This is a genomic window from Methylobacter marinus A45 (genome assembly GCF_000383855.1).
GTDB lineage: Bacteria > Pseudomonadota > Gammaproteobacteria > Methylococcales > Methylomonadaceae > Methylobacter > Methylobacter marinus.
This window is the reverse complement of record NZ_KB912877.1, coordinates 710458-733699: the sequence shown is the minus strand read 5'-3', so window position 1 is coordinate 733699 and position 23242 is coordinate 710458. Positions and strand designations below refer to the sequence as shown.

Genomic DNA, 23242 nt, shown 5'->3' with positions numbered 1-23242 from the left:
CCGGTTACCGGCAGGCATTGTTAATTTTTTCAGATGAGTCAAAACACAGCCGAAATCCTGGATGAGCCGCAAGCCATTGCGATGGTCCACGGCGCGCCGTTCAATCAGTTGCCGGAAGACCTCTATATTCCGCCCGATGCGCTGGAAGTGTTTCTGGAGGCCTTTGAGGGACCGCTGGATTTGCTGCTGTATCTGATAAGAAGGCAGAACCTCGATATCGTCAACATACCGATTGCCCAGATTACCCACCAGTATGTCGCCTATATCCAGATGATGGAATTGCTGAATCTGGAACTGGCGGCGGAATATCTGGTGATGGCCGCGCTGCTGGCGGAGATCAAGTCCAGAATGCTGCTGCCCCGGCAGCCGGAAGCGGAAGACGAGGAAGAGGATCCTCGGGCCACGCTGATACGCCGGTTGCAGGAATATGAATGTATTAAAAACGCGGCCGAAGAGATAGACTTGATGCCCAGGATTGAGCGCGATCTGTTTGAGACCGCTGTCGATGTTTCCACGCTCAATGTTGAAAAAATCCTGCCCGATGTGCAGTTAAAGGAAATGCTGCTGGCATTTCAGGATGTGCTGAAACGGGTAGAACAACTCAGTCACCACCAAATCACTAAAGAACCGTTATCAGTCCGTGAACGAATGGCAACCATTTTGGAAAACCTTAAAGGAGCGGATAGTCTCCTTTTCTCGCAATTATTTATCCGAAAAGAAGGGCGACACGGGGTCGTTGTCTCGTTTCTGGCCATCCTCGAACTCAGCAAAGAGCGACTCATCGACATCATCCAGTCAGACGCCCTTGCCGAACTGCGAGTCCGAAGCGCCGTCTCCGCTTCCGGCTCCTAAAGCGAAGAAAGAGCCAAAGCCCAGAAAAACCAAACCAGTAACAGTCGATGCGATTGACTCGAATGTCCGTATTATTCCCGAGCCCGTCAAGGGGCCGCCTGTCGACTTAGACCGGCTAAAAGCCTACGTCAGGCACAAGAATCGGCGCAGACAGTCTCAATCGGCGCAATTGCCGGTACCACCTCCCGTTATTGAACAGCCAGAACCCAACATGGAAATCAAGCGCATAGTCGAAGCCATTTTGTTTGCAGCCAGCCGGCCGATGACAGCGAAACAGGTGCAACAGGTTTTTCCCGAAATCGAGCAGCCGGAATTGGCGGAAATCCAGTCGGCCATTGATGCCATTGTCGAGGAATACCGGTCCAGGCCTGTCGAGCTGAAAAAAGTGGCGAGCGGCTATCGGTTTCAGGTTAAACAGGAGCTGTCGCGTTGGGTGTCGCGACTTTTTGAGGAAAAACCGCCCAAATATTCGCGTGCCTTGCTGGAAACGCTGGCCATCATCGCCTATCGGCAACCGGTAACGCGCGGCGATATCGAGGATATTCGCGGTGTCAGCGTCAGCAGCAGCATTATGCAGACGCTCATTGAACGCGAGTGGGTGCGGGTGGTGGCGCATAAGGAAGCCCCGGGCCGGCCCGCCATTTACGGCACGACCAAACAATTTCTGGATTATTTCAATATTGCCTCGTTAGATGAACTGCCGACTTTGCAGGAGATTCAAAATCTTGATTTGTCGGTGGATAACGGGCAACAACCCATGCAGGTAAAGAGTGAAAAGCAAGAAACCCGCGAAGAACTCGCAGAAACAGCTGAACAATAACAAGGCAGCGAAAAAAACCGACCGCCATGCATCGCCGGGCGAGCGCTATAAAAAAACCGCGCCACGCGGCGCTTCGGCAGACGCGCAAAAGAAACCGGTCAGCGCCAGGCCAAAGGTGTCTGAGACGGTCGAGGCGGTTGAGGCGGGTCAGCCGTCAGACGGCGAACGCATCCAGAAAGTGCTGGCACGCGGTGGCGTCGGCTCACGCCGGGAAATCGAGCGATGGATAGAAGAAGGCCGGGTCAAGCTGAACGGAGAGGAAGTCAGCCCGGGCACCCGGCTAAAGACCGGCGATCATTTACAGATCAATGGCCGGGTCGTGCATTGGGAGAAATTCGATCAGCAGCCGACGCGCGTGTTGTTGTACCACAAGCCGACCGGCGAAGTCGTCACGCGCCGCGACCCCGAGGGGCGCCCGGTCATATTCACGCAGTTGCCGAAATTGCCCGTGGGCCGCTGGATAGCGGTAGGGCGTCTCGATATCAACACCTCGGGGCTATTGCTGGTGACCAACAACGGCGAGCTGGCCAATCGGCTGATGCACCCGTCGACGGCCGTGGAGCGTGAGTACGCGGTGCGTATTCTGGGCGAAGTGTCGGAGACGACCATGGAAAAGCTCAAGCAAGGCGTGGAACTGGAAGACGGCAAAGCCAGGTTTGACGAAATCCATTTTGCCGGCGGCGAGGGCGCCAATAAATGGTATCACGTCATCGTCACCGAAGGTCGCAACAGGCTGGTCAGGCGCTTGTGGGAATCGCAGGAGGTGACCGTCAGCCGCTTGATACGCCTGCGTTATGGGCCCGTGGTGCTGCCGGAGCGCCTGAAAGCGCATGCGTTCTATGAGTTGACCGATAAAGAACTGGATCTGCTGTTTGATTTTGCCGGCATGGCAAGAGAGAAGCGGGAAGCGGTAGCCGAAACGGAAATGAAAAGCCACAAGCACAGACGGCATTAAGGTCAGGCGGGTTCGCTGACCCGCCAATCGCAGAGGCGCCCCGCGTTGCCGATTGCCGCCAGCCGTTATCGAGCGGCTATGACTCGGTTCCTGCCGTTCTTTTTGGCTTGGTACATGGCGGCATCGGCGCGTTTAATGAAGGACTCGAACGTGTCGTCGGCGCGTAAGGCATTGACGCCGAGGCTTGCGGTCATCCTGAGGGTGTTCATGTCATAGGTCATGGTGCGCCGTTCGATGGCGGCGCGTATTTTTTCCGCCAGCAATTCGGCGTCGGCCAGATCGGTGTCGCTTAACAGGATGACGAATTCCTCGCCGCCATAACGGAAGATGAGATCGCTGCTACGCAGGCTGTCCTTGATCCATGCCGCGACAGAGGCGAGCATGATATCGCCGCAATCATGGCCGTAATCATCATTAATCGTTTTAAAGTGGTCGATGTCCAGGAAAATAATGGCCAGATTCTTGGCCTGGCGTATGGCCAGCCTGATTTCCCGGTTTATCGTGTCGTTAAAGGACGCTCTGTTATGGGTCTGCGTCAGCGGGTCCATATACGCCATTCTCAGCGCCCGATGAAACAGCGTTGCGTTTTTCAGCGGATAGATCAAATAGCGCAGCAGCGTTTCCAGTAACTCGATTTCAGCCTCGGTAAACTGATGATTGCGCATCAGTTTTAATTCACCCAGTGGTTGTTGCTCGATTTTAAAGGCATGGCTATAGGCATGCTTGGTAAAGACGCCATTTTTAATTTCCAGGCTGAATTCCCGATTGCTATAGACGTAACCGCTATGCGGAATCATCGATTCGATTCTGCTGCAAAAAATGGAGATCAGTTCGTTAAATTCCAGCGTCGTCTGTAGCGCGTTGCTGATATCGTACTGACTCAGGTTTTCCGCTTTGCCAGCTTCAAATGCGGTATTGCTGACCATGGCCAGGTTTACGGATTTTTTCACGGTATTGCCTACTCTCACCTTGGGATTTAATTGACATAACAACTCAAGCGAGGACTGTGCCATTTTGTATAAATATATAAAATTCAATAAATTATGAATTTTACTCAGGATCTGGAGTGTATGATTATGTCAGCAATGTGACAATTCAGGACAACAGGGAATGGCTGGCGAGGCAGCGGCCGATAGTGTTTTATACCGCCGGTTTTTTATTCCACGGCGATATCTTCGTTCCAGAGTTGAGGTTTTTCCTTGATTAACCGGGCCATCAGTGCGATGCAGCGAGGGTCGTCAAGCACGGCGACTTCAACGCCGTGGCTTTCCAGAAATGCAATGTTGCCGGCAAAGTTTTCCTTCTCACCGATAACGACGCGTTTAATGCCGAACTGAACAATGGTGCCTGCACACATCATGCAGGGGCTGAGCGTCGTGTATAGCGTGACGTCCTTGTAACTGCCGCGCCGTCCGGCTCGACGCAGGCAGTCCATTTCACCGTGCGCGATCGGGTCGCCTTCCTGAACGCGCCTGTTATGGCCCACGGCTAAAACCTGGCCGTTTTCAACCATAACCGCGCCGATCGGCAGGCCGCCTTCGTCGTAACTTTTTTGCGCCTGGTCGTAAGCCATGGCCATGAATTTCAGGTCTTGTTCGCTGGTCGTCATTTTTTAAGCCCTCTGTGTGATTACTCTATTTCTGCCTTGATCCTTTGCCTGATAAAGCGCGTCATCGGCTCGCTTGACCAGTTGCTCGATATCCATTCCGTCGCCTATTTGCGCGACGCCGAAACTGGCGGAAATCCGCCGCTCATGCTTGTAGTGGTGCGAGCTGATTTTTACTCTTAATTTTTCCGCCAGAATGGCCGCGCTCTCGGCACTGTTCTGTGGGCAAATAATCATGAATTCCTCGCCGCCCCAGCGCCCGAGTATATCAGTCTGCCGAATATGGCCTTTCAGGATATCGGCGATGCTGGTCAACACGGCATCACCGGTCAGATGGCCATGGGTATCGTTGATGGCTTTGAAATGGTCGATATCCAGCATAATGATACTGAATGGTCTCCGGTAGCGTTGATATAAATCGAATTGCTCCTGCAGAATGTCGTCGAGTTTAGCGCGATTGTATACCTGCGTCAGCTTATCGGTTATGGACAGTTTCAGCAGCAATTCATTCTGTTCGGCAATTTCCTTAAGATATTTGGCCTGCACGAAATTGCGGTAGAGCAGCAGGAAGCCGATAACGGCAATTCCGGCCACCAGCTTCCAGAGCAAACCGTAATCAGTGCCTTTTTCATACTTGACGGAGATCCATTTGTTGATAATGGTCTGGTGCTCTGCTGCGGGAATTGCGTTAACCATCTTTTCAAAGATCGCCAGCAATATGGGATCGTCATTACGCACGCCGATGCCGAGTTCAAACTTGTCATCAAATTTACCGGCAATTTTAAGCTCGCCGATGTAATGATTTTGTAAGGCATACCCGATGGTTGTCAATGAATCCAGAAAACCGAACAGTTCGCCTTGGGCGACCTTGTTCAGGCCTTCATCAAGCGTGTCGAATTCAATCAGATTGATGGTCGGATATTTATTTCGCAACAGCTCGGCAAAGGCATAACCCTTGACGATGCCCAGCTTCTTGTTGAGCACATTTTCGATGTCGGCGACAAACAGTTCATCTGTTCGGGTGGCGATAACCAAAGGTGAGTTCAGGTAAGGGCTGGTGAAATTCCAGTCTTTTTCACGTTCAGGCGTCGCTACGACCAGCGATAACAGATCGCATTTTCGCTGTCTGGCAAATGCCAGCGATTGAGTCCAATTACTGGTCGGCACCAGTTCAATCGGGGTCGGTATCATTTGGCGCAGCAAATTAAAATAATCGGCGCTTATGCCAATATGCTGGCCTTGTTCAATTTTTTCATAGGGCATCCACTGCGGGTCTACGCATAGCGTTATTTTTTCCAGGGATTGTATGTAGTCGAGTTCCTGTTTTGAAAACAGTGGCGTTTTCGATGCCGCGGCGGCTTCGAAGAAAAAGCCGTTGAGGCTGGCGGACGAATCGATCAGGTCTGCCGCTTTCAATACGTCAAAATTGTGCAGGACCAGGTTTGTATTGACAGAGCCTAGCGTTTTTATATCGGGCAAAATCAATTTCTTGATGATGTCGGCTTCATAGAGCAGCGCGTCCAGAGGCTTTTCCCGCGAGTAGTTGTTATAAATGAGTTCGGCCATTTCTTCCGTGTGACTCAGCGCATATTCCCAGCCCTTGTTGCTGGCGTCGATCAGTTTCTGCGTGCGTTGTCTGTAATGCTCGGCAGTTGAATAGGCGGTAAAAAGATTGCCGTGATAGGCGTTGATGCCATAGGCGGACGGATCAATGATATTGTAAGGCGTTTTCGATTGCCTGATCTGGTAGAGCTCATTCGACAGGAAGGCTGACATTGCATCTATATCGCCGCGAATAAAGTCAGCCGCATCGAATGAATGAGGAATCGCCTGAAAGTCATTAGCCGTCATGTTAAAGGCTTTTAACAGCAAGGCCAGGGAGCTATTGCGCAACTGTTCTTCCGTGATCATGACTTTCTTGCCGATCAGGTCGGAAGGCGTGAGCAGCGTTTGCTTGCTGATGATAACCAGCGCCGGGCGCTTGAAGTAGTTCGCCAACAGCACAACCGGTTTGTTTTGCGCCTTGACCAGGGTTAAATCGGCATCGTTTATACCGTAATCGGCCTGGCCGTTTAAAACCGCCTCGACGACGTCCATATCCGCTTCCCGTTCCTTTAACTCAACATCAAGGCCTGCTTCTTTGTAAAAACCTTTCTCTTTTGCCGCAATGAAACCGGCAAATTCGAACTGGTACTTCCAGCCGAGTTGAAGGGTAACTTTTTCTAACGGTGAAGAGGACGTTATAGAAGCAAACAGGGTCAAGAAAATAAAGATGGCTATTTTCAATTTAGATTACAGGCTGGCTGGGTAGGCATAAAGATAAAGTTTATCACTATTATCCTTGATATTGCGCGCGGGCGGTTTTTATCTTTCGTTTGCCGTGCCGGAGAGAAGGGGCGCGGGAAGGAGTCAATTGGCGCCGATCGTCAGGCCGGAAGCGAGGCAGGCGGCAATAGAACCGTGTCGGCCAGGGGACCTCGCAGGTCATGGCTTCAAAATGGATCAGCCAAGGGCTGGCGCTAACCGGCCGGCAGATAGATTCTGAACCGGGTGCCCTGGTCTACGGTGGAATCAATGACGAATTCGCCCTGATGGTCCTGGATAATCTTATGGGAAAGGGATAGTCCGAGTCCGAGGACCTTGTCGGCGGGTTTGGTAGTAAAGAAGGGCTCGAAGATTCTGTTTTTTATCGAGTCCGGGATGCCTGTGCCGGTATCTTCAATCTCAAACCATAGCCAGTCGGAATTTTTATAACCGGTTCTGATGGTGATTTTGCCGAAGCCCTCGATAGCCTGGGCGGCATTAATCAATAAATTCATGAATACCTGAATGAGATCAGAGCCTATGCAGCGGACGGGCTTGATTCCGCCGTAGTCCTTGATAATCTCGGCCTTGTATTTGAACTCGTTGTTGAGGATGGTCAGGATGGAGTCGAGGTTTTGTTCAATATCGAAAGGCTCTTTATCGCGCTTATCATTACGTGCAAGGCTGTATAAATCCTGGACCAGTTTTTGGGCCCGGTCGGCATCTGCTATCGCCGCTTTCAACCGGCCATTCAAGTCATCGATTAGCGATGCCGGAGCCAGTTGCTTTTTAAGCGCATTGAAGGCCGTCACTTCGCTATTGTCATGCGGAAGCTGTCCGGCAAGGCGTTTGGTCATATCGGTAAGGCGGTTGATATTGTGTAGAAATTGTTTCAGGGTGTTCAGATTGGAATAGACGGAATCCAGCGGATTATTAATTTCCTGCGCGATGCCCGAAGCCAGTTTGCCTATCGCGGCCATTTTTCCCGATTGTATCAAGTGCCCTTGGGCTTCAGTCAGCTTTTCTTTTAAAGCTCGCCGCGCCTCCTTTTCCCGGTTAAGCATTTCCCGGGTCTGCTGTAATTCCTCTGTCTGGTTCTTGACCATTTCTTCAAGTTGTTCGACGGACAAAGCCTGTGCCGCTTCAATCTGTTTTTGCCTGGAGATATTGGTCCCCCAGCCTGTGAAACCGGCAAATCCGTCATTTTCAAGTATGCCGGGTGCAGCGGTTTCCAAAATGGACAGGTAATTGCCTTCGTGAGACATCAAGCGATATTCAATCTGTAATGTTGAACGCTCCGCGAAAGCTCTGGCGTATTCCGCTGACAGCCGGTCCCGGTCATTCTGATGAACGAAATTCAGCCATACTGCCGCCGGGCATTCGCGCGCCGTAAATCCGGTGGTTTGCTGCCAGTGTTTATTGCAATACATGGACTGGTTGAGTTCATCCTTGAGCCAGATAAAGGCGGGCACATTGTCGGCAAACTCCCAAAAACGGCTGTCATTTGCCCGGGAGAGGTTACGGCAAGCGTCCTTGATGACATAGCCCGCGCCGGTTTCCTCGACGGATTGTTCGGCGCCGGCTACAGTTAATACTATCTGTTTGTCGACATTGATTATATGGTCGATAAACCAGTTGGTCAGGAAATCAAGCAGCTCAAGCGTGATTCTTTCCGGGGTGGACGTGCACCGAAGCTGTTCCTTGGCGATTTTTTTGATGAATGCCTGGTGTTTTATCTGATGTTCGAGAAAAAACGGCTCGGGATAGCCGTTTTGGCGCATGAAATGCTCTTCGGCATCAAAATGGTAATAGATGTAGGCGACCAGCTTATCCAGTGCCCTGAGGCGGATTTGATGTTCTCCATTTGCGGCAATGATTTCATTCAGGTTATTGATTAGTTTGAATATCTGCTGATGATGAGTATCAATTTCATCAATCCCGGTACTTAATTGGGTATCCCAAATAAATATTGCCATAGATCATAGAATAGAAATTTGAAGGCAATAAGCAAGTTACAGTACCCAATGGCTTTGTTCAATAATGAAAGAATTATAATTATGTCAGCAAATACTGACAGTCTAGCTCAAGCCTGGATTTAAAAAATCGTTTTTAAAAAGCAAATGCGACCGATCCGGCGAATCCTTGGGAAAAGCAGGGCCATTGAAACAGTTGCCGGGAAGACTGCCGTCATGGCAGTTTTCCCGGCAGGCGCGCTGATTTTTGATGAAGGGACGCCAGTAAAACGGATATAACGGTAAGCATTAAAGGGTCGAAGTCGGGCGTAGACCGCCGTCATACGGAGCTGGCCGCGAATCCGGGAGTGGCAGAAAGGCAAAAAGCGTTAATTCGGGCTCGGGGCGTGCGTTAATACAAGCCCAGTTGCAGTTGGGCGACTTCCGACATCATGTCGCGCGACCAGGGCGGGTCGAGCACGATCTCCACATTGACATTGTCCACGCCGGGCAGTTCGCGGATGCATTTTTCCACGTCGCTCTGGATCACGGGGCCCATGCCGCAACCTGGCGCCGTCAAGGTCATCATGACGTGCACATCATTCAGTCCTTCGCCTGTCGGCGTGACCTTACAGGAGTAAACCAGGCCCAGATCGACGATGTTAACCGGTATTTCCGGGTCATAAACTGTTTTCATGACTTCCCAGCAGTTTTTCTCGACCGCCTCGGGGCTGGTTTCCGATACCAGGGTATGCAATTGATGCATATCCTTGCCCAACGCATCGGCATCAACGCCGGCGATGCGGACCATGTGGCCGTGCTCGGTCACGACGGTGTAGTTGTTGCCGAGAGACTGGTGGATGGTTACTTCGTGGCCTTTGCTCAAAGTTCCGGTGTTGCCGTCGGGTATGGTGACAACATTGACATCGCGGGTTAAGACAACGGTTTCTCTTTCTGCCATAGTGATTCAGTTATAGGTTAAAAGTGCGGGCGTCGATAATCTGGCCGCTGACACCAAGACTCGCGGCGCTAAATAAATAGACATAAACAGGCGCCAGGGATTCCATGGCGGGCAGCTTGTGTTTGTCTTCCGCCGGATAAGCGCGCTTTCTTAGCGGCGAGTCAACCGGTCCGGGCACCAAGGTATTGACGCGGATTCTGTTGAAGCCTTCAAGTTCTTCGGCCAGAATGTTGGCCAGGCCTTCCAGTGCTATTTTCGACACGCCGTAGGCGCTTGAATAAGCCGGCGCATGTCTGGCGGACGAGTCGGAGGTGAAGACGATCGAGGCGTGCTCGCTTTTGTTCAGCACCGGCAGCAATACGCGGCTTAACAGGAATGGCGCATTCAGGTTGACATTCAGCGTGTGCCCCCAGTCCTTGGTTTTGGTAACTGCGATAGGGGAGAATGCGGTTAATTCGACTGCCGAATGCAGAACGCCCTGCAGGGAGCCGTATTTGTCGTCGATTCTGTCGGCCAGTTCCTGATAGTCGGCTTCATTGGCGCCGGCCAGATCGAAAGGGTAAATAATCGGTTCCGGTGCGTTGGCGGCCAGGATGGCATCGTAGGTCGCTTCCAGTTTGGCGATGTTCTTATCGAGCAGAATAATATGCGCGCCCTGTTTGGCCAGTGCCAGTGCCGCCGTGCTGCCCAGGCCTCCGCCCGCGCCGGTAATGAGGATGACGTGATGGGTTAGCGGCATGTGAGTGACTCTATCCAGGTTGGAATTTGTTCGGGCGATGCGATCAGCGCATCGGCGCCCCAGGTTTCCGGCGTGTCGCCCGGCTTCAGGTAGCCGTAAAGCGCGGCCAGCGTTTTCATCCGGGCATTTTTTCCTGCCGCAATGTCATGAATGGCATCGCCGATATAAACGCATTCCTGCGGCCGGACGCCGGCCTGCCGGCAAGCTTCCAGCATCGGTTCCGGATGCGGCTTGCTGTTGGCCGTGGTATCGCCGCTGACGATGCAGGCCGCTCTGGCGGTCAGCTTTAACGCCGCCATCAGCGGGTCGGTAAAGCGCTTGCGTTTATTGGTCACGACGCCCCATTTCAATCCCCGCGCCTCGATGATGCGCAGCGTTTCGGCCATGCCCGAGAAAAATACCGTGTATTCGGCAATGTTGCTCTGGTAGTGGTCAAGCATGGTTTTCAGAATGGCCGCCTGAAGTTCCGGGTCGGTGTCGGCACCGACGCTCTCTCTGACCATGGCGCCGCCGCCGTAGGAGATAAAGGGGCGGATAGCCTCCGGGGCGACGGCCGCCAAGCCGTGCGCAGCCAACGCCCGATTCAGGCTGGCGATCAGGTCGGGTGCGGTATCGACCAGGGTGCCGTCCAGGTCGAACAGCACGCAGGAAAGTTTGAAGTCGGTCGGCATCGGCACGTTACTCGGGGCGTCTGAACGCGGCGAGATAGTTGACATCGATATCCCTGCCCAGGCTGAAACGCTTGGTGAACGGATTGTATTCGATGCCCACCATGCCCTGCAGTTCGAGACCCGCATTACGGGCGGACTGGCTCAGTTCCGACGGCTTGATAAAGGTTTTGAAATCATGCGTACCTTTGGGCAGCATTCTGAGCACGTGTTCAGCCGCGACAATGGCCAGCAGATAGGCTTTCGGTTGCCGGTTCAGGGTCGAGAAAAACACCATGCCGCCGGGTTTGACGAGCCGGGCGCACGCGGAAATGATAGAGCCGGGGTCGGGCACGTGCTCGAGCATTTCCATGCAGGTGACATGGTCGAAACTTTCGGGCTGTTGCTCGGCCAGCGCTTCGGCGCTGATTTTCTGATAGTGCGTGTTGACGCCGGCTTCCAGTCCATGCAGATCGGCGATATCGATCAATTCTTCGCTGAGATCAATGCCCAGTGCATCGGCGCCCTGTTTGGCGAGGCCTTCGGTTAATATGCCGCCTCCGCAGCCGACGTCAACGATGCGCTTGCCGGCAATTTCAGCATACTGCTGGATGAACTGGATGCGCAGCGGATTGATGTCGTGCAGGGTCTTGAACTCGCCCTGCGGGTCCCACCAGCGTTCGGCCATTGAGCCGAATTTGTTGATTTCGTGCGGATGTACGTTCTCTGTTGCTGTCATCGTATGAACCGTGTGTTGGATGGCTATAGTGTACTATATTAGTAGGTTATTCGTCATTACTGGCCTAAGCGTTGCCGCCATTCGCCGATTTTCCGTTTTAAATCCGTTATATCGATCGTGGTCAGGTGGCGTTGCTTTAACAAGTGTTTGCCCGCTACCCAGACATCAGTGACCTGCTGGCGGCTGGCGGCATAGACGATCTGCGAGATCGGGCAATACAACGGCTGGGTTTCCAGTCGATCCAGATCGATGGCGATCACATCGGCGGATTTGCCGATGCTCAGCGAGCCGATTTCATGATCCAGGCCCAGAGCCTTGGCGCCATTGATGGTCGCCATGCGTAAGGCGGTCATGGCCGGGATGGCGCTGGCGTCATTGGCGACGGCCTTGCCGAGCAGCGCGGCCATGCGCATCTCCCCGAGCATGTCCAGATCATTGTTGCTGGCCGCGCCGTCGGTGCCCAGGGCGACATTGATGCCCGCCGCAAGACATTTGGCAATCGGGCTGAAGCCGCTGGCCAGTTTCAGATTGGATTCGGGGCAATGGACAATATGCGCGCCGGTTTCCGCGACCAACTGGATTTCGTCATCCGTCAGCTGGGTCATGTGCACAGCCATGAATGACGGGCTGAGCAGGCCCAGTTCATGCAAGCGCCGTAGCGGGCGCCGGCCGGTTTTTTGCTGCTCCTGTTCGACTTCGTGCAGGGTCTCGTGCACATGCATATGCACGGGCAGTTCCAGTTCGTCAGCAAATGTTCTGATCTTGCTCAACGGTTCATCCGAAACTGTATAGGGCGCATGCGGGGCAAACGGCGTTGAAATCAATGGATGGTGGCGGAGCTGGTCGTGCAGGGCCAGGCCTTTTTCGATATAGGCCTCGCTGTTTTCGGCCCAGACCGACGGAAAATCAATCACGATCAGGCCGACACTGGCGCGTATGCCATGATGCATGGCCTGCTGCGCCGTGATTTCAGGAAAGAAATACATGTCATTGAAGCAGGTCGTGCCGCCCAGGATCATTTCGGCAATGGCCAGGTCAGTGCCATCGCGCACGAACGCTTCGCTCATCCATTTCTGTTCCAGGGGCCAGATATGGTTTTGCAGCCAGTCCATCAGGTGCAGGTCATCGGCGATGCCGCGGAGTAAGGTCATGGCCGCATGCGTATGGCTGTTGATGAAACCGGGCAGCAGTGCGTGACTTTCCAGGTTTTCCGTTGTCGTACCTTGGTACTTCTGTCTGGCCATCGCTGTCGGCAACAGATCGATAATTCGGCCGTCGTCGATAACCAGTGTATGGTATTCGTATAGGGCGTCAGGCGCGCTCTCACGAACAGTCGCGCCATTGTCGGGAGCAATGCGCGAGGTTACGGATTCCGGCTCAACGGGTATAATCCAGCGCGCATGGATCACTGTGTCAACTATCATAGGTATTCCTGTTATTTAGATGCGGAATTATAACTTTTTTAACTTAATTTTTGATAAATAATGACAAGACAGACTAAATTGACTGTACAAGCCCTGCATTGGACGGGCGATGCTTTAAAAGTGCTGGATCAGCGCCAACTTCCCGAAAAAATCGTTTATGACGAATACCGCGATGCTGTCGGCGTAACGGAAGCCATTGCTTCCATGCGCGTGCGAGGCGCCCCGGCGATCGGCATTGCGGCGGCTTATGGGGTCGTGCTGTCGGTCATGCGGCATTATGCGGCCGGAGCCGACCTATGGCGGCAACACGTGGCGGCCGACTTCGACCGGTTGGCCCATTCCAGACCGACGGCCGTCAATCTGTTCTGGGCATTGGACCGGATGAAAGCGGCGCTGAATCAAGCGCAGGATGATCCTTTGGCGGCGGCGCTGGACTGCGCCGAAAAAATCCACGCCGACGATATCGCCGCCAATCATGCCATGGGCGAACTGGGCGCCGATATCCTGGCCGGCGCCAAGGGCATTATGACGCATTGCAATGCCGGAGCCCTGGCAACGGGCGGTTACGGCACGGCGCTGGGCGTTATTCGCAGCGTCTATCGGCGGAAGCCGGTCGATGTCTACGCCGGCGAAACCCGGCCCTGGCTGCAGGGCGCGCGCCTGACCGTCTGGGAACTGGCGCAGGACGGCATACCGGCGACTTTGATCGCCGATTCGGCGGCGGCCTGGCTCATGAAATCGGGCGCAATCGACTGGATCGTTGTCGGCGCCGACCGTATTGCCGCGAATGGCGACGCAGCCAATAAAATCGGTACTTATTCACTGGCGGTGCTGGCCAGACAGCATGGCGTCAAGTTAATGGTGGCGGCGCCGACTTCGACGATAGACTGGAGCATAGAGGACGGCAGCCAGATCGAGATCGAGCAGCGCAATCCGAATGAATTGCTGGCGCCTTGCTACATCCGGGAGGATTCACTGGTCAGCGCCTGGAATCCGGTATTCGATGTGACGCCGGCCGAATTGATTTCAGCGATTGTGACCGAGAAAGGCGTGGTATTGAATCCATCTGAACACGGAATCAGGAGTTTAACGCATGCAACTAAGTAAAAAAGGTAATAATCCGGTATTGGCGGTCGGTTATTTCTTCAGAGGACTAAGATTATTGACCAACCCTCAACTGCGCGCATTCCTGATCATTCCGGTCCTGATCAATCTGGTGCTGTACAGTGTTGTGTTGGCGCTGGGGTATTTTTACGTCAGCGGCTTGATTGATCAGTTTATTCCCGACTGGCTGCAGTGGCTGAACTGGATATTGTGGCCGTTGTTTTTTATCAGCTTTTTTATCGCCGGTTTTTTCAGCTTTACGGTACTGGCGAATCTGATAGCGGCGCCTTTTTATGGCAAGCTGGCGGCGAAAACACTGAGCATCATTACGGGGGAAGCCGGTGCCGGCGAAGAACAGCCTTTGGCTAAAGTCATGGTTGCCGAACTCAAGCGCATCGGGTATCTCGTCGTGCGCGCCTTGCCGTTGCTGCTGTTGTTCATTATTCCCGGCATCAACGTGATCGCGCCTTTTCTGTGGGCCTTGTTCGGCGCCTGGGGCATGGCGCTCGAGTACATGGCTTACCCGCTTGAAAACGAAGGCATGCTGTTCACGGAACAGAAGCAATTGGCCAAAAGTATACGCCTGGGCGCATTGGGCTTTGGCGGCATCACGATGGCGGGATTGACGTTACCCTTGTTAAATATTGTTGTGGCACCGGCTGCTGTTATCGGCGCGACTATTTATCTTCATGAAGTTAAACAAGACTAAAGACACGAGGTTGATCATGAATAGAGAATATAAAGCGCATCCCTGGCATGGAATCAGTCCCGGTGATAGCGCTCCGTCCGTTGTTACGGCATTTATCGAAATCGTCCCGACCGATACGGTTAAGTATGAAATCGACAAAGTCAGCGGATATCTTAAAATCGACCGGCCGCAGAAGTTTTCCAATACGGTGCCGGCGCTGTACGGCTTTATTCCGCGAACTTATTGCGCCGAGCAAGTTGCCGAGTTTGCGGCCGTAAGGTCCGGCAGGACGGTTATCAAGGGTGACGGGGATCCGCTGGATATTTGCGTGTTAAGCGAGCGCACAATCACGCATGGCGATCTTATTTTGCCGGCTATTCCTATCGGCGGGTTTCGTTTGCTCGATAAAGGCGAGGCCGACGATAAGATTATCGCGGTTATGAAGGACGATGAGTTTTATAGGCAATGGCGTGATGTATCAGACTGCCCCGTGTCTTATATCAACCGCCTGAAACATTATTTTCTAACCTATAAAAGTCTTCCCGAAGAAAACAATTCCTGCGAAATAACCAATATTTACGGGCGGGAAGAGGCACATGAGGTGATTAGCAAGTCCATGGCGGACTATGAAAATCATTTTGCCCGATAAGCGGTTTTTGCGTTTCAAGGCCGGATTTAATGGCGTTTTTCCATTAAATCCGGTTTTTTATTGCTTGCGTCCCGCCTTTTCTGTTCGGGAGGCGGCATTCAATGGGGTGATTGACTCAACCCGGCCTTGAACTACAGGTGCGGTCCGGCTTTGGTGAAATCAAAATCATCGCCGGCGTTGGTATATTTCTTGAAGTTCTCGATGAACATGCCGGCGAGTTTTTTCGACGTCGCATCAAACGCCTCTTTGTCGGCCCAGGCATCGCGCGGATTGAGTCGGGCATCATCGACGCCTGCCAGCTCTTTGGGAATGAACAGGCCGAAGTAAGGTATTTTGTTAAACTCAGACTTGTTGATGCTGCCGTCCAGGATCGCATTGATGCAAGCGCGCGTCGCTTTGATGCTCATGCGCTTGCCGACCCCGTAACCGCCGCCGCTCCAACCGGTATTGACCAGATAGGCGTTAACGCCGTGTTTTTCCATTTTTTCGCCGAGCAGCTTGGCGTAAACGGTTGGATGCAGCGGCAGAAATGCTTCGCCGAAGCAGGCGGAAAAAGTAGCCTGGGGTTCGATGATGCCGCGTTCTGTGCCGGCAACCTTGGCGGTATAGCCGGACAGGAAGTAGTACATGGCCTGGTCCTTGGTCAGCCGGGAGACCGGCGGCAGAACGCCGAAGGCATCGCAACTCAGGAAAATAATATTTTTCGGCAGGCCGGCCTTGAGCGTCGGCTCATGATTTTCGATGTGCTCGATAGGGTAGGAGACGCGGGTGTTTTCAGTTTTGGAGCTGTCGAAGAAATCGACCACGCCGTCTTCGTCATACACCACGTTTTCCAGCAAGGCATGGCGTTTGATGGCGCCATAAATCTCGGGTTCATTCTCCGGAGACAGGCCGATACACTTGGCATAACAGCCGCCTTCGAAGTTGAAGATGCCTTCATCGCTCCAGCCGTGTTCATCGTCGCCAATCAGTTTGCGTGCGGCATCGGTCGATAAAGTGGTTTTGCCGGTACCTGACAGGCCAAAGAACAAAGCGACATCACCCTCCTTGCCGACATTGGCACTGCAATGCATGGACAGGATGCCATCCAGCGGCAGCCAATAGTTCATCATGGTGAAGATGCCTTTTTTCATCTCGCCGCCGTACCAAGTGCCGCCAATGATGGCGATGTTCCTCTCGACGTTGAAGATGCAGAACACTTCCGAATTGAGACCGTGCTTTTGCCATTTCTCATTGATCATGTTGCTGGCATTATAGACTCGAAAATCGGGAGCGAAATGATCGAGTTCCTCGTCCTCAGGACGGATAAACATGTTTTTGACAAAATGCGACTGCCAGGCAAATTCGGTAATAAAACGCACGGACTTGCGCGAGTGCGGGTTGGCGCCGCTGTAACCGTCGGTTACATAAATATCCTTGCCGGAAAGATAATCGATGACGTCCGCGTAGAGCTCGTCAAATATCTCGGCCGACACGGGCTGGTTGATTTTGCCCCAGGCGATATTATCGCTGGAGGGAAGTTGCTGGACAAAATACTTGTCCTTAGGCGAGCGCCCGGTAAATTTGCCGGTGTCGACCATCATTGTGCCGTTGCTTGAAACCTTGCCTTCATTATTGCTGGTTTCATGGGTGAACAGCTCATCATAGCTGAGATTACGATAAACAGTGCCCACGCTCTTCAATCCCAAATCATCTGGGCTCAATCCTCTCATTAAAACCTCCTGTGGATGGCTTTTTACCATCACTAATTATGTTAACGGTCTAAGCCGGTCTTGTTAGTCAGCTACAACGGATGAGTTGTATACGGCTCAAAATCTTCTTTGCTAAAGGGTTGAGACGCGGTTGAAAAATCTCCCTTCATTATTGTCTCAATGTGCTAAAAATAATGGCGCGGATTCGGTGCCGCCGCCATGCTGAGCTATGAATAAATCATATATCATTTTAACTTAAAGCTAAACTCCCGGAATGATTTAGACACTGCTCCGCCGTGCCGCGAGCAGGCTTGATTACGCCAGTTCCGCAACCAGGTGATTTTCGGCATTCGCCGTTAATCTGGCAGTAATAATTTGATTCTCAAGCGATTCATCCTGATTGATCACGCAGCCTACGCGCAGATAATTGGGCGTATAGCCGAACACTCGCTTTTTGCCGGCATCGAGCTCTTCGCTGTAGCCCTCCCATAACACAGGGAACGCATTGCCGACATTGTCCGCGAAAAACCGCTGCTTCATTGTCTCGGCCAGTTCATGCAGTTGCTGGCTGCGCTGCTTTTTGATCTCATTGGATAACTGATCGGGCAGCGTGGCGGCCTTAATGCCTTCTCGCGGCGAGTAAGTGAAGATATGGATATGGCCGAAACCGGTCTGCTTGATGAAACCGAAGCTGTCCTGCCATTCCTGTTCGGTTTCGCCGGGAAAGCCGACGATGATATCGGTCGTGATGTTGAAGTACGGTATTTGCGCGCGCAGCCGATCCACGATGGCGGCAAACTCGTCGGTTTTGCAGCGCCGCGCCATGCGCCTTAGCACCGCATCCGAACCGCTCTGCAAGGGCAGGTGCAAGTGCGGCATCAAGCGAGGGTTATCGAACAGCGCAAAAAAATCATCGGACAATTCCCACGGTTCCAAAGACCCCAGTCTCAGTCTTGGTATGTCTGTTTTGGCCAGAATGGACTTAATAAGATCCGATAAATTATTGCCCAGATCGCTGCCGTAGCCGCCCAGATGCACGCCGGTCAGGATGACTTCATCGATGTTCTGGCTGTGCAGCGCGTTGATTTCATCGATGACGTCCGCGACAGACCGGCTGCGCTCGACGCCGCGCGCAACGGTCACGATGCAGAACGTGCAGCGGTAGCGGCAGCCGTCCTGCACCTTGACAAAGGCGCGCTGCCGGCCGCGCGTGAACAGGGAGATCTCGCCCGGTTCCGTCGACATGGCCGGCATGCTGTCCATATTGAGCGTGGTCAGGGTTTTTTCGACCAGTTGGTCCTTGTCCTTGTTGCTGACGACCAGGTCGACGCCCATTAGCTGCGCCGCTTCATCTTCGTTCAAGGTCGCATAGCAACCGCTGACGACCAGTTTGGCGGCCGGGTTGTCCCGATGGATGCGCCGAATCAGCTGGCGCGATTTTCTGGCGGCGTCCTGAGTCACGGCGCAGGAGTTGATAACGACCAGATTGGCGGCTTCTGCTTGCCGCGTTATTTGATGGCCGGCTTTTTGAAAAGCCTGGGCCCAGGTTTCCAATTCCGCTTCGTTAAGGCGGCAGCCGAGCGTTTTGAGGTGGATATTCATAACATCATCCGAAGAACCAGTAGGCAACAAAAATGGCGGCCATGATGCCCGCAAAATCGGCTATTATCCCACAAGCGGCGGCATAACGGATATTTTTGATGCCGACCGCGCCGAAGTAGATGGCCAATACATAAAAAGTGGTTTCCGTGCTGCCCTGCACGATCGAAGACAGGCGTCCGGCAAACGAGTCGGCGCCCATCGTCTTCATTGTATCGATCATCATGGCCCGGGCGCCGCTGCCGCTGAATGGTTTCATCAGCGCCGAGGGCAGGGCATCAATAAAGCGATCGTCCAGCATCAATAGATGAGCCGTGTAACGGGCCAGGTCCGCCAGCAGGTCCAAGGCGCCGCTGGCCCTGAATACGCCGATGGCGACCAGCATGGCAACCAGGTAAGGAATGATGGTAATGGCGGTCTGAAAGCCTTCCCTGGCGCCATCGATAAAGGCTTCATAGGCATTGATGCCTTTATATAGGGCGCCGGAAATAAATGCGATGACCAAAGTGTACAGGATGACATTGCTGATCAGTGCGGATTGTTCAAGCATTTGCTGCTGGGGCAAACTTGAAAAATAATTGATAACGCCGCCGACAAACAGGGAAAATCCGCCCAGATAAGCCAGAATGACTTTGTCGAACAGGTTGATTTTTTGCACGAAGGCAATGGCCAGCAAACCGGCCAGCGTTGACGTATAAGTCGCTAATAGGATTGGAATAAACACATCGGTCGGGTCAGTCGCGCCCAGTTGCGCGCGGTATGTGAAAATCGTTACCGGAAAAAGCGTGACCCCTGAGGTGTTGATGACCAGAAACAGTATTTGTGCATTGCTGGCGGTTTCAGGGTGCGGGTTCAGCGTTTGCAGTTCCTTCATGGCTTTAATACCCAGTGGCGTGGCGGCATTGTCCAGTCCCAGCGCATTGGCCGAGATATTCATGACCATGGCGCCCAGGGCGGGGTGGTCTTTGGGGATATCGGGCATCAAGCGGCTGAATAGCGGCGCGAGGCCTTGCGTCAATAACTGGATAAATCCGCTGCGTTCACCGATGCGCATAATGCCCAGCCATAGTGCCAGGATGCCGGTCAGGCCCAGGGCTATTTCGAATGCCGATTTCGACAGGCTGAACATCGCGGACATGATTTGCGCGAAAACCTGTTGATCGCCCAGAAAGAGCAGTTTAAACAGCGCGGTGAGAAAAGCGGCGATGAAAAAGAAAATCCAGATGATATTGAGCACAATAGGCCAGTGAGTAAAAACTGTGCGCTATTTTAAAGCCTGAAAGCGGTGATTGTCTTGCCGGAAATAAAAAAGGCTGTGCCAGGAGCGGCGACACAGCCATAAGGACAGATTGCCGAGTTAGCTTAACAAGGGAGAAAGTTAACCTGGATGGCAATCGTGGTCGGATTGTTACAGAAGCCGGTAATTTTTAATGTGATTCGTCTCACAAAAGGAATCATTAAACGTTCTTGGCCAGGTTTTCCGCATAGCCGGTGTAATTGCGAGGCGTTAACGCCAGCAACGCCGTTTTGGCTTCGGCCGGTATGTCCAGCGTATCAATAAAAGCCTGTAGCTGCTCCGGCGTGATGCGCTGGCCGCGGGTCAGTTCTTTCAATTTCTCATAGGGTTTCTCAATGCCGTAGCGACGCATGACGGTTTGAATTGGCTCGGCCAGCACCTCCCAGTTGGCATTCAGATCGGCTTCGATGGTTTCGGCATTAATCTGCAATTTGGAAATGCCTTTCAGGCTGGCCTGTATCGCGATGCTGGTATGAGCGATGCCGACGCCGATATTTCTGAGCACGGTTGAATCGGTCAAATCGCGTTGCCAGCGAGATACCGGCAGTTTCTCGGCTAAAAACGAGAACAGGGCGTTGGCTATGCCCAGATTGCCTTCCGAGTTTTCGAAATCGATCGGGTTGACTTTGTGCGGCATCGTCGATGAACCGATTTCGCCGGCAATGGTTCTTTGGCGAAAATAACCCAGCGAAATATAACCCCAGATATCACGGTCGAAATCCAGCAGAATCGTGTTGAAGCGAGACAATGCATGAAAAAACTCGGCAATATAATCGTGCGGTTCGATCTGGATGGTATAAGGATTCCATTGCAGGCCTAAGGATTCGACAAAATTTCTGGAAAATTCCGCCCAGTCCACATCAGGATAAGCGACAGCGTGGGCGTTGTAATTGCCGACAGCGCCATTGATCTTGCCTAACAAGGCGACATTTTCCAGTTGTTCCTTCTGGCGCAGCATGCGCGCGGCCACATTGGCGAATTCCTTGCCGGTAGTGGTCGGGCTGGCCGATTGGCCGTGAGTGCGCGACAGCATGGGCTGGCCGGCCGTTTCCACGGCAATGGCCTTGATCGCATTGATGCAGTCGGCGATTTGCGCGGCAATGACCGCACGGCCTTCTTTCAGCATTAAGGCGTAGGACAGGTTGTTGATGTCTTCCGAGGTGCAGGCGAAATGAATGAATTCGCTGACTTTTTCTAGTTCGGCATGGCCGGTTATTTTTTCCTTGAGCAAATATTCAACGGCTTTGACATCGTGATTGGTGGTTTTCTCGATGTCTTTAACGCGCTGGGCATCGGCTTCCGAAAAGTGATCGACGATGCTGTTCAATAATTGGTTGGCGGAATCGCTCAGCGGACTGACTTCCGCAATCCGCGGATGAGCCGCCAGCGCCTGCAGCCAGCGCACTTCAACCTGTACGCGAAAGCGAATCAGGCCGTATTCGCTGAAAATAGGCCTTAATTCCTTCACTTTGTCGGCATAGCGGCCATCAATGGGGGAAATAGCGGTAAGGGCAAAATTTGTCATGGTTATTCCGAATGTTTTAAAGAGTTTATTACGACGAAGCCATGCCGGTGCGGAGTAACAGGGTTCAGCTTCGCACAAAAAACGTTAGATGTTATTCATTAGTCTTGGATTCAATAATGCCGCCGCCCAAGCAGATTTCGCCGTCATAAAAAACGACGGACTGGCCCGGCGTAATGGCTCTTTGCGGTTGATCAAAAACAGCCTTGCAGCGATCGCTGCCGATGGGTTCCAGCCGACAAGGCTGGTCCGCCTGCCGGTAACGCGTTTTGGCGCTGCAGCGTATTGTTTGAGTTAACGGCCTATTGCTGCACCAGTCCAATTGGCTGGCTTCCAGTACATTGTGCAGCATCAACGGATGATCGTGACCCTGGCCAACGATAAGAATATTGTTTTCGAGGTCTTTTTCGAGGACATACCACGGCTCGTCCGGTGCATCTTTAACGCCGCCTATGCCTAAGCCCTGACGTTGACCCAGGGTGTAATACATCAAGCCCTGATGCGGACCGATGTACTGGCCTTCCGGTGTGCGCATTTCGCCGGGCTGGGTTGGCAGATACCGCTGCAGGAATTCCTTGAATTTACGCTCGCCGATAAAGCAGATGCCGGTGCTGTCTTTTTTCCTGTAATTGGCGAAACCGGCTTTTTCGGCCATGGCCCGGATTTCGGTTTTATACAGGTGGCCGATTGGAAACAGGGTGCGCGCCAGCTGTTTTTGCCCCAGCGTGTAAAGAAAATAACTTTGCTCTTTGCCGGGATCTAGCCCTTTCAATAAAAAGTATTCGCCGTTTTTCTCGCTGACGCGAGCATAGTGCCCCGTGGCAATGTATTCCGCACCGAGGTCTTCAATCGCATAGTTCAGGAAGGCTTTGAACTTGACGTGCTTGTTGCAGAGAATGTCCGGGTTGGGTGTGCGGCCGGCCTGGAATTCGGACAGGAACACTTCAAATACTTCATCCCAGTATTCGGCGGCGAAATTGACGGTTTTTAATTCAATGCCCAGCTTGTCGCAGACCTGTTGCGCATCGGCGAGGTCTTCCATGGCTGTGCAGTACTCGGTACCGTCATCCTCTTCCCAGTTTTTCATGAATAAACCGGTGACCTGGTGGCCTTGTTCCAGAAGTTGTAATGCTGTTACTGAGGAGTCGACACCGCCGGACATGCCGACGATTATGTTTTTACGCATGGTCAAGATCGAGAAATGATTTTAGTAATGATAAAGGGTGACGCTGTCCGCTCAGGTATTCGTCCACGGCAATAAGCACCAAAGGGCTGCGTAAACGATGTTCCCTGGCGGCTATTTCGTCACGGCTCAGCCAGTGGGTGGCAATAATACCCTCATCCAGTCGCTGGTTGGGGTTGTATGAATGGCACCGCCCGGAAAAACAGATTCTGACGAAACTGGGGAATTCAGGATTTTTTCGCCAAAGTTGAATGGAGAGGACATGCTCGGGCTCAAAATGCCAGGCGGTTTCTTCGTAGACTTCACGTTTGACGGCTGCAATCAGGTCCTCGCTCTTTTCAAGATGGCCTGCTGGTTGGTTGAACTGAAGGCCGTTGGAAGTTTCTTCTTCAACGAGCAAAAAACGATTGTTCTGTTCAATAACGGCGGCAACTGTAACATGCGGTTTCCAAACCATTAACAAATTCCGGCTGCAAAAAACTGATATTTTACTTGATTTGGTTATATTAT

The 23242-nt window shown here is 52.7% G+C and carries 22 protein-coding genes; 6 read left to right on the top strand and 16 right to left on the bottom strand.

What is annotated here, in order from left to right; all coding sequences use genetic code 11:
- Positions 1 to 33 precede the first annotated feature (33 nt).
- The 3 genes from METMA_RS0103200 to rluB are packed head-to-tail and all read left to right on the top strand — an operon-like array spanning position 34 to position 2627.
- The gene (locus tag METMA_RS0103200; protein WP_020157625.1) at positions 34 to 852 is read left to right on the top strand and encodes a segregation and condensation protein A; all 819 of its coding nucleotides are present in this window, start codon (positions 34 to 36) and stop codon (positions 850 to 852) included.
- Entirely contained in the window at positions 806 to 1672 is an 867-nt protein-coding gene (gene scpB, locus METMA_RS0103195; protein ID WP_232216314.1) for an SMC-Scp complex subunit ScpB, read from the top strand. Before METMA_RS0103200 ends, scpB begins: the two co-directional genes overlap by 47 nt.
- Entirely contained in the window at positions 1623 to 2627 is a 1005-nt protein-coding gene (rluB, locus tag METMA_RS0103190; protein WP_020157623.1) for a 23S rRNA pseudouridine(2605) synthase RluB, read from the top strand. The genes scpB and rluB overlap by 50 nt, the downstream gene beginning before the upstream one ends.
- A gap of 65 nt (positions 2628 to 2692) precedes the next feature.
- Here the strand turns inward: rluB and METMA_RS0103185 are convergent, their stop codons facing one another.
- From METMA_RS0103185 to METMA_RS0103145, 10 genes are all read right to left on the bottom strand, one after another.
- A complete protein-coding gene (locus METMA_RS0103185; RefSeq protein WP_020157622.1) occupies positions 2693 to 3577 on the bottom strand; it encodes a GGDEF domain-containing protein in 885 nt (294 codons plus the stop codon).
- 206 nt (positions 3578 to 3783) lie between these two features.
- Positions 3784 to 4236 (bottom strand): nucleoside deaminase, encoded by a 453-nt coding sequence (locus tag METMA_RS0103180; RefSeq protein ID WP_020157621.1) that lies wholly within the window; start codon positions 4234 to 4236, stop codon positions 3784 to 3786.
- Positions 4237 to 4239: 3 nt separating this feature from the next.
- Positions 4240 to 6519, bottom strand: a complete 2280-nt coding sequence (locus METMA_RS0103175) for a diguanylate cyclase (RefSeq protein ID WP_020157620.1) — start codon at positions 6517 to 6519, stop codon at positions 4240 to 4242.
- Between the two features lie 233 nt (positions 6520 to 6752).
- Positions 6753 to 8513 carry a bacteriohemerythrin gene (locus tag METMA_RS0103170; RefSeq protein WP_020157619.1) on the bottom strand — a complete coding sequence of 587 codons (1761 nt, stop codon included), beginning with the start codon at positions 8511 to 8513 and terminating at the stop codon, positions 6753 to 6755.
- A gap of 119 nt (positions 8514 to 8632) precedes the next feature.
- Positions 8633 to 8833 carry a hypothetical protein gene (locus METMA_RS26855; protein ID WP_156830442.1) on the bottom strand — a complete coding sequence of 67 codons (201 nt, stop codon included), beginning with the start codon at positions 8831 to 8833 and terminating at the stop codon, positions 8633 to 8635.
- 68 nt (positions 8834 to 8901) lie between these two features.
- Positions 8902 to 9450, bottom strand: coding sequence for a putative Fe-S cluster assembly protein SufT (gene sufT, locus METMA_RS0103165; RefSeq protein ID WP_020157618.1), 549 nt, complete (start codon positions 9448 to 9450; stop codon positions 8902 to 8904).
- 10 nt (positions 9451 to 9460) lie between these two features.
- The gene (locus METMA_RS0103160) at positions 9461 to 10189 is read right to left on the bottom strand and encodes an SDR family NAD(P)-dependent oxidoreductase (protein WP_020157617.1); all 729 of its coding nucleotides are present in this window, start codon (positions 10187 to 10189) and stop codon (positions 9461 to 9463) included.
- Positions 10180 to 10860 carry an HAD family hydrolase gene (locus METMA_RS0103155; protein ID WP_020157616.1) on the bottom strand — a complete coding sequence of 227 codons (681 nt, stop codon included), beginning with the start codon at positions 10858 to 10860 and terminating at the stop codon, positions 10180 to 10182. The genes METMA_RS0103160 and METMA_RS0103155 overlap by 10 nt, the downstream gene beginning before the upstream one ends.
- A 7-nt stretch (positions 10861 to 10867) precedes the next feature.
- Positions 10868 to 11575 (bottom strand): bifunctional 2-polyprenyl-6-hydroxyphenol methylase/3-demethylubiquinol 3-O-methyltransferase UbiG, encoded by a 708-nt coding sequence (gene ubiG / locus METMA_RS0103150; protein WP_020157615.1) that lies wholly within the window; start codon positions 11573 to 11575, stop codon positions 10868 to 10870.
- 56 nt (positions 11576 to 11631) lie between these two features.
- A complete protein-coding gene (locus tag METMA_RS0103145; protein ID WP_020157614.1) occupies positions 11632 to 12999 on the bottom strand; it encodes a TRZ/ATZ family hydrolase in 1368 nt (455 codons plus the stop codon).
- Positions 13000 to 13059: 60 nt separating this feature from the next.
- Between METMA_RS0103145 and mtnA the strand changes: the two genes are divergently transcribed.
- Genes mtnA through METMA_RS0103130 form a run of 3 tightly spaced genes read left to right on the top strand, consistent with a single transcriptional unit; the run spans position 13060 to position 15440 of the window.
- Positions 13060 to 14106 (top strand): S-methyl-5-thioribose-1-phosphate isomerase, encoded by a 1047-nt coding sequence (mtnA, locus tag METMA_RS0103140; protein ID WP_020157613.1) that lies wholly within the window; start codon positions 13060 to 13062, stop codon positions 14104 to 14106.
- Positions 14093 to 14812, top strand: a complete 720-nt coding sequence (gene cysZ / locus METMA_RS0103135; protein WP_020157612.1) for a sulfate transporter CysZ — start codon at positions 14093 to 14095, stop codon at positions 14810 to 14812. Before mtnA ends, cysZ begins: the two co-directional genes overlap by 14 nt.
- Before the next feature lie 16 nt (positions 14813 to 14828).
- The gene (locus tag METMA_RS0103130; protein ID WP_027147000.1) at positions 14829 to 15440 is read left to right on the top strand and encodes an inorganic pyrophosphatase; all 612 of its coding nucleotides are present in this window, start codon (positions 14829 to 14831) and stop codon (positions 15438 to 15440) included.
- Positions 15441 to 15571: 131 nt separating this feature from the next.
- On the opposite strand, the gene pckA is transcribed toward METMA_RS0103130, so the two are convergent.
- The 6 genes from pckA to METMA_RS0103095 all read right to left on the bottom strand — a co-directional run bounded on the left by pckA (position 15572) and on the right by METMA_RS0103095 (position 23189).
- Positions 15572 to 17152 carry a phosphoenolpyruvate carboxykinase (ATP) gene (gene pckA / locus METMA_RS0103120; RefSeq protein ID WP_020157609.1) on the bottom strand — a complete coding sequence of 527 codons (1581 nt, stop codon included), beginning with the start codon at positions 17150 to 17152 and terminating at the stop codon, positions 15572 to 15574.
- A 294-nt stretch (positions 17153 to 17446) separates the two neighbouring features.
- On the bottom strand, positions 17447 to 18733 hold the full coding sequence (mtaB, locus tag METMA_RS0103115; protein WP_020157608.1) for a tRNA (N(6)-L-threonylcarbamoyladenosine(37)-C(2))-methylthiotransferase MtaB: 1287 nt from the start codon (positions 18731 to 18733) through the stop codon (positions 17447 to 17449).
- Between the two features lie 4 nt (positions 18734 to 18737).
- The gene (locus METMA_RS0103110; RefSeq protein ID WP_020157607.1) at positions 18738 to 19967 is read right to left on the bottom strand and encodes a nucleoside recognition domain-containing protein; all 1230 of its coding nucleotides are present in this window, start codon (positions 19965 to 19967) and stop codon (positions 18738 to 18740) included.
- Between the two features lie 220 nt (positions 19968 to 20187).
- On the bottom strand, positions 20188 to 21552 hold the full coding sequence (gene purB / locus METMA_RS0103105; protein WP_020157606.1) for an adenylosuccinate lyase: 1365 nt from the start codon (positions 21550 to 21552) through the stop codon (positions 20188 to 20190).
- Positions 21553 to 21643: 91 nt separating this feature from the next.
- Positions 21644 to 22735 (bottom strand): tRNA 2-thiouridine(34) synthase MnmA, encoded by a 1092-nt coding sequence (mnmA, locus tag METMA_RS0103100; RefSeq protein ID WP_020157605.1) that lies wholly within the window; start codon positions 22733 to 22735, stop codon positions 21644 to 21646.
- On the bottom strand, positions 22728 to 23189 hold the full coding sequence (locus tag METMA_RS0103095; RefSeq protein ID WP_020157604.1) for an NUDIX hydrolase: 462 nt from the start codon (positions 23187 to 23189) through the stop codon (positions 22728 to 22730). Before METMA_RS0103095 ends, mnmA begins: the two co-directional genes overlap by 8 nt.
- Positions 23190 to 23242: the final 53 nt, after the last annotated feature.

What these genes read in the sequence shown, in the direction of transcription:
- METMA_RS0103200 (WP_020157625.1), top strand. Translation starts at nt 34, where the DNA reads ATGAGTCAAAACACAGCCGAAATCCTGGATGAGCCGCAAGCCATTGCG.
- METMA_RS0103180 (WP_020157621.1), bottom strand. Translation starts at nt 4,236, where the DNA reads ATGACGACCAGCGAACAAGACCTGAAATTCATGGCCATGGCTTACGAC.
- METMA_RS0103170 (WP_020157619.1), bottom strand. Translation starts at nt 8,513, where the DNA reads ATGGCAATATTTATTTGGGATACCCAATTAAGTACCGGGATTGATGAA.
- METMA_RS26855 (WP_156830442.1), bottom strand. Translation starts at nt 8,833, where the DNA reads ATGACGGCGGTCTACGCCCGACTTCGACCCTTTAATGCTTACCGTTAT.
- sufT (WP_020157618.1), bottom strand. Translation starts at nt 9,450, where the DNA reads ATGGCAGAAAGAGAAACCGTTGTCTTAACCCGCGATGTCAATGTTGTC.
- METMA_RS0103160 (WP_020157617.1), bottom strand. Translation starts at nt 10,189, where the DNA reads ATGCCGCTAACCCATCACGTCATCCTCATTACCGGCGCGGGCGGAGGC.
- METMA_RS0103155 (WP_020157616.1), bottom strand. Translation starts at nt 10,860, where the DNA reads ATGCCGACCGACTTCAAACTTTCCTGCGTGCTGTTCGACCTGGACGGC.
- ubiG (WP_020157615.1), bottom strand. Translation starts at nt 11,575, where the DNA reads ATGACAGCAACAGAGAACGTACATCCGCACGAAATCAACAAATTCGGC.
- METMA_RS0103145 (WP_020157614.1), bottom strand. Translation starts at nt 12,999, where the DNA reads ATGATAGTTGACACAGTGATCCATGCGCGCTGGATTATACCCGTTGAG.
- mtnA (WP_020157613.1), top strand. Translation starts at nt 13,060, where the DNA reads ATGACAAGACAGACTAAATTGACTGTACAAGCCCTGCATTGGACGGGC.
- cysZ (WP_020157612.1), top strand. Translation starts at nt 14,093, where the DNA reads ATGCAACTAAGTAAAAAAGGTAATAATCCGGTATTGGCGGTCGGTTAT.
- METMA_RS0103130 (WP_027147000.1), top strand. Translation starts at nt 14,829, where the DNA reads ATGAATAGAGAATATAAAGCGCATCCCTGGCATGGAATCAGTCCCGGT.
- pckA (WP_020157609.1), bottom strand. Translation starts at nt 17,152, where the DNA reads ATGAGAGGATTGAGCCCAGATGATTTGGGATTGAAGAGCGTGGGCACT.
- mtaB (WP_020157608.1), bottom strand. Translation starts at nt 18,733, where the DNA reads ATGAATATCCACCTCAAAACGCTCGGCTGCCGCCTTAACGAAGCGGAA.
- purB (WP_020157606.1), bottom strand. Translation starts at nt 21,552, where the DNA reads ATGACAAATTTTGCCCTTACCGCTATTTCCCCCATTGATGGCCGCTAT.
- mnmA (WP_020157605.1), bottom strand. Translation starts at nt 22,735, where the DNA reads ATGCGTAAAAACATAATCGTCGGCATGTCCGGCGGTGTCGACTCCTCA.
- METMA_RS0103095 (WP_020157604.1), bottom strand. Translation starts at nt 23,189, where the DNA reads ATGGTTTGGAAACCGCATGTTACAGTTGCCGCCGTTATTGAACAGAAC.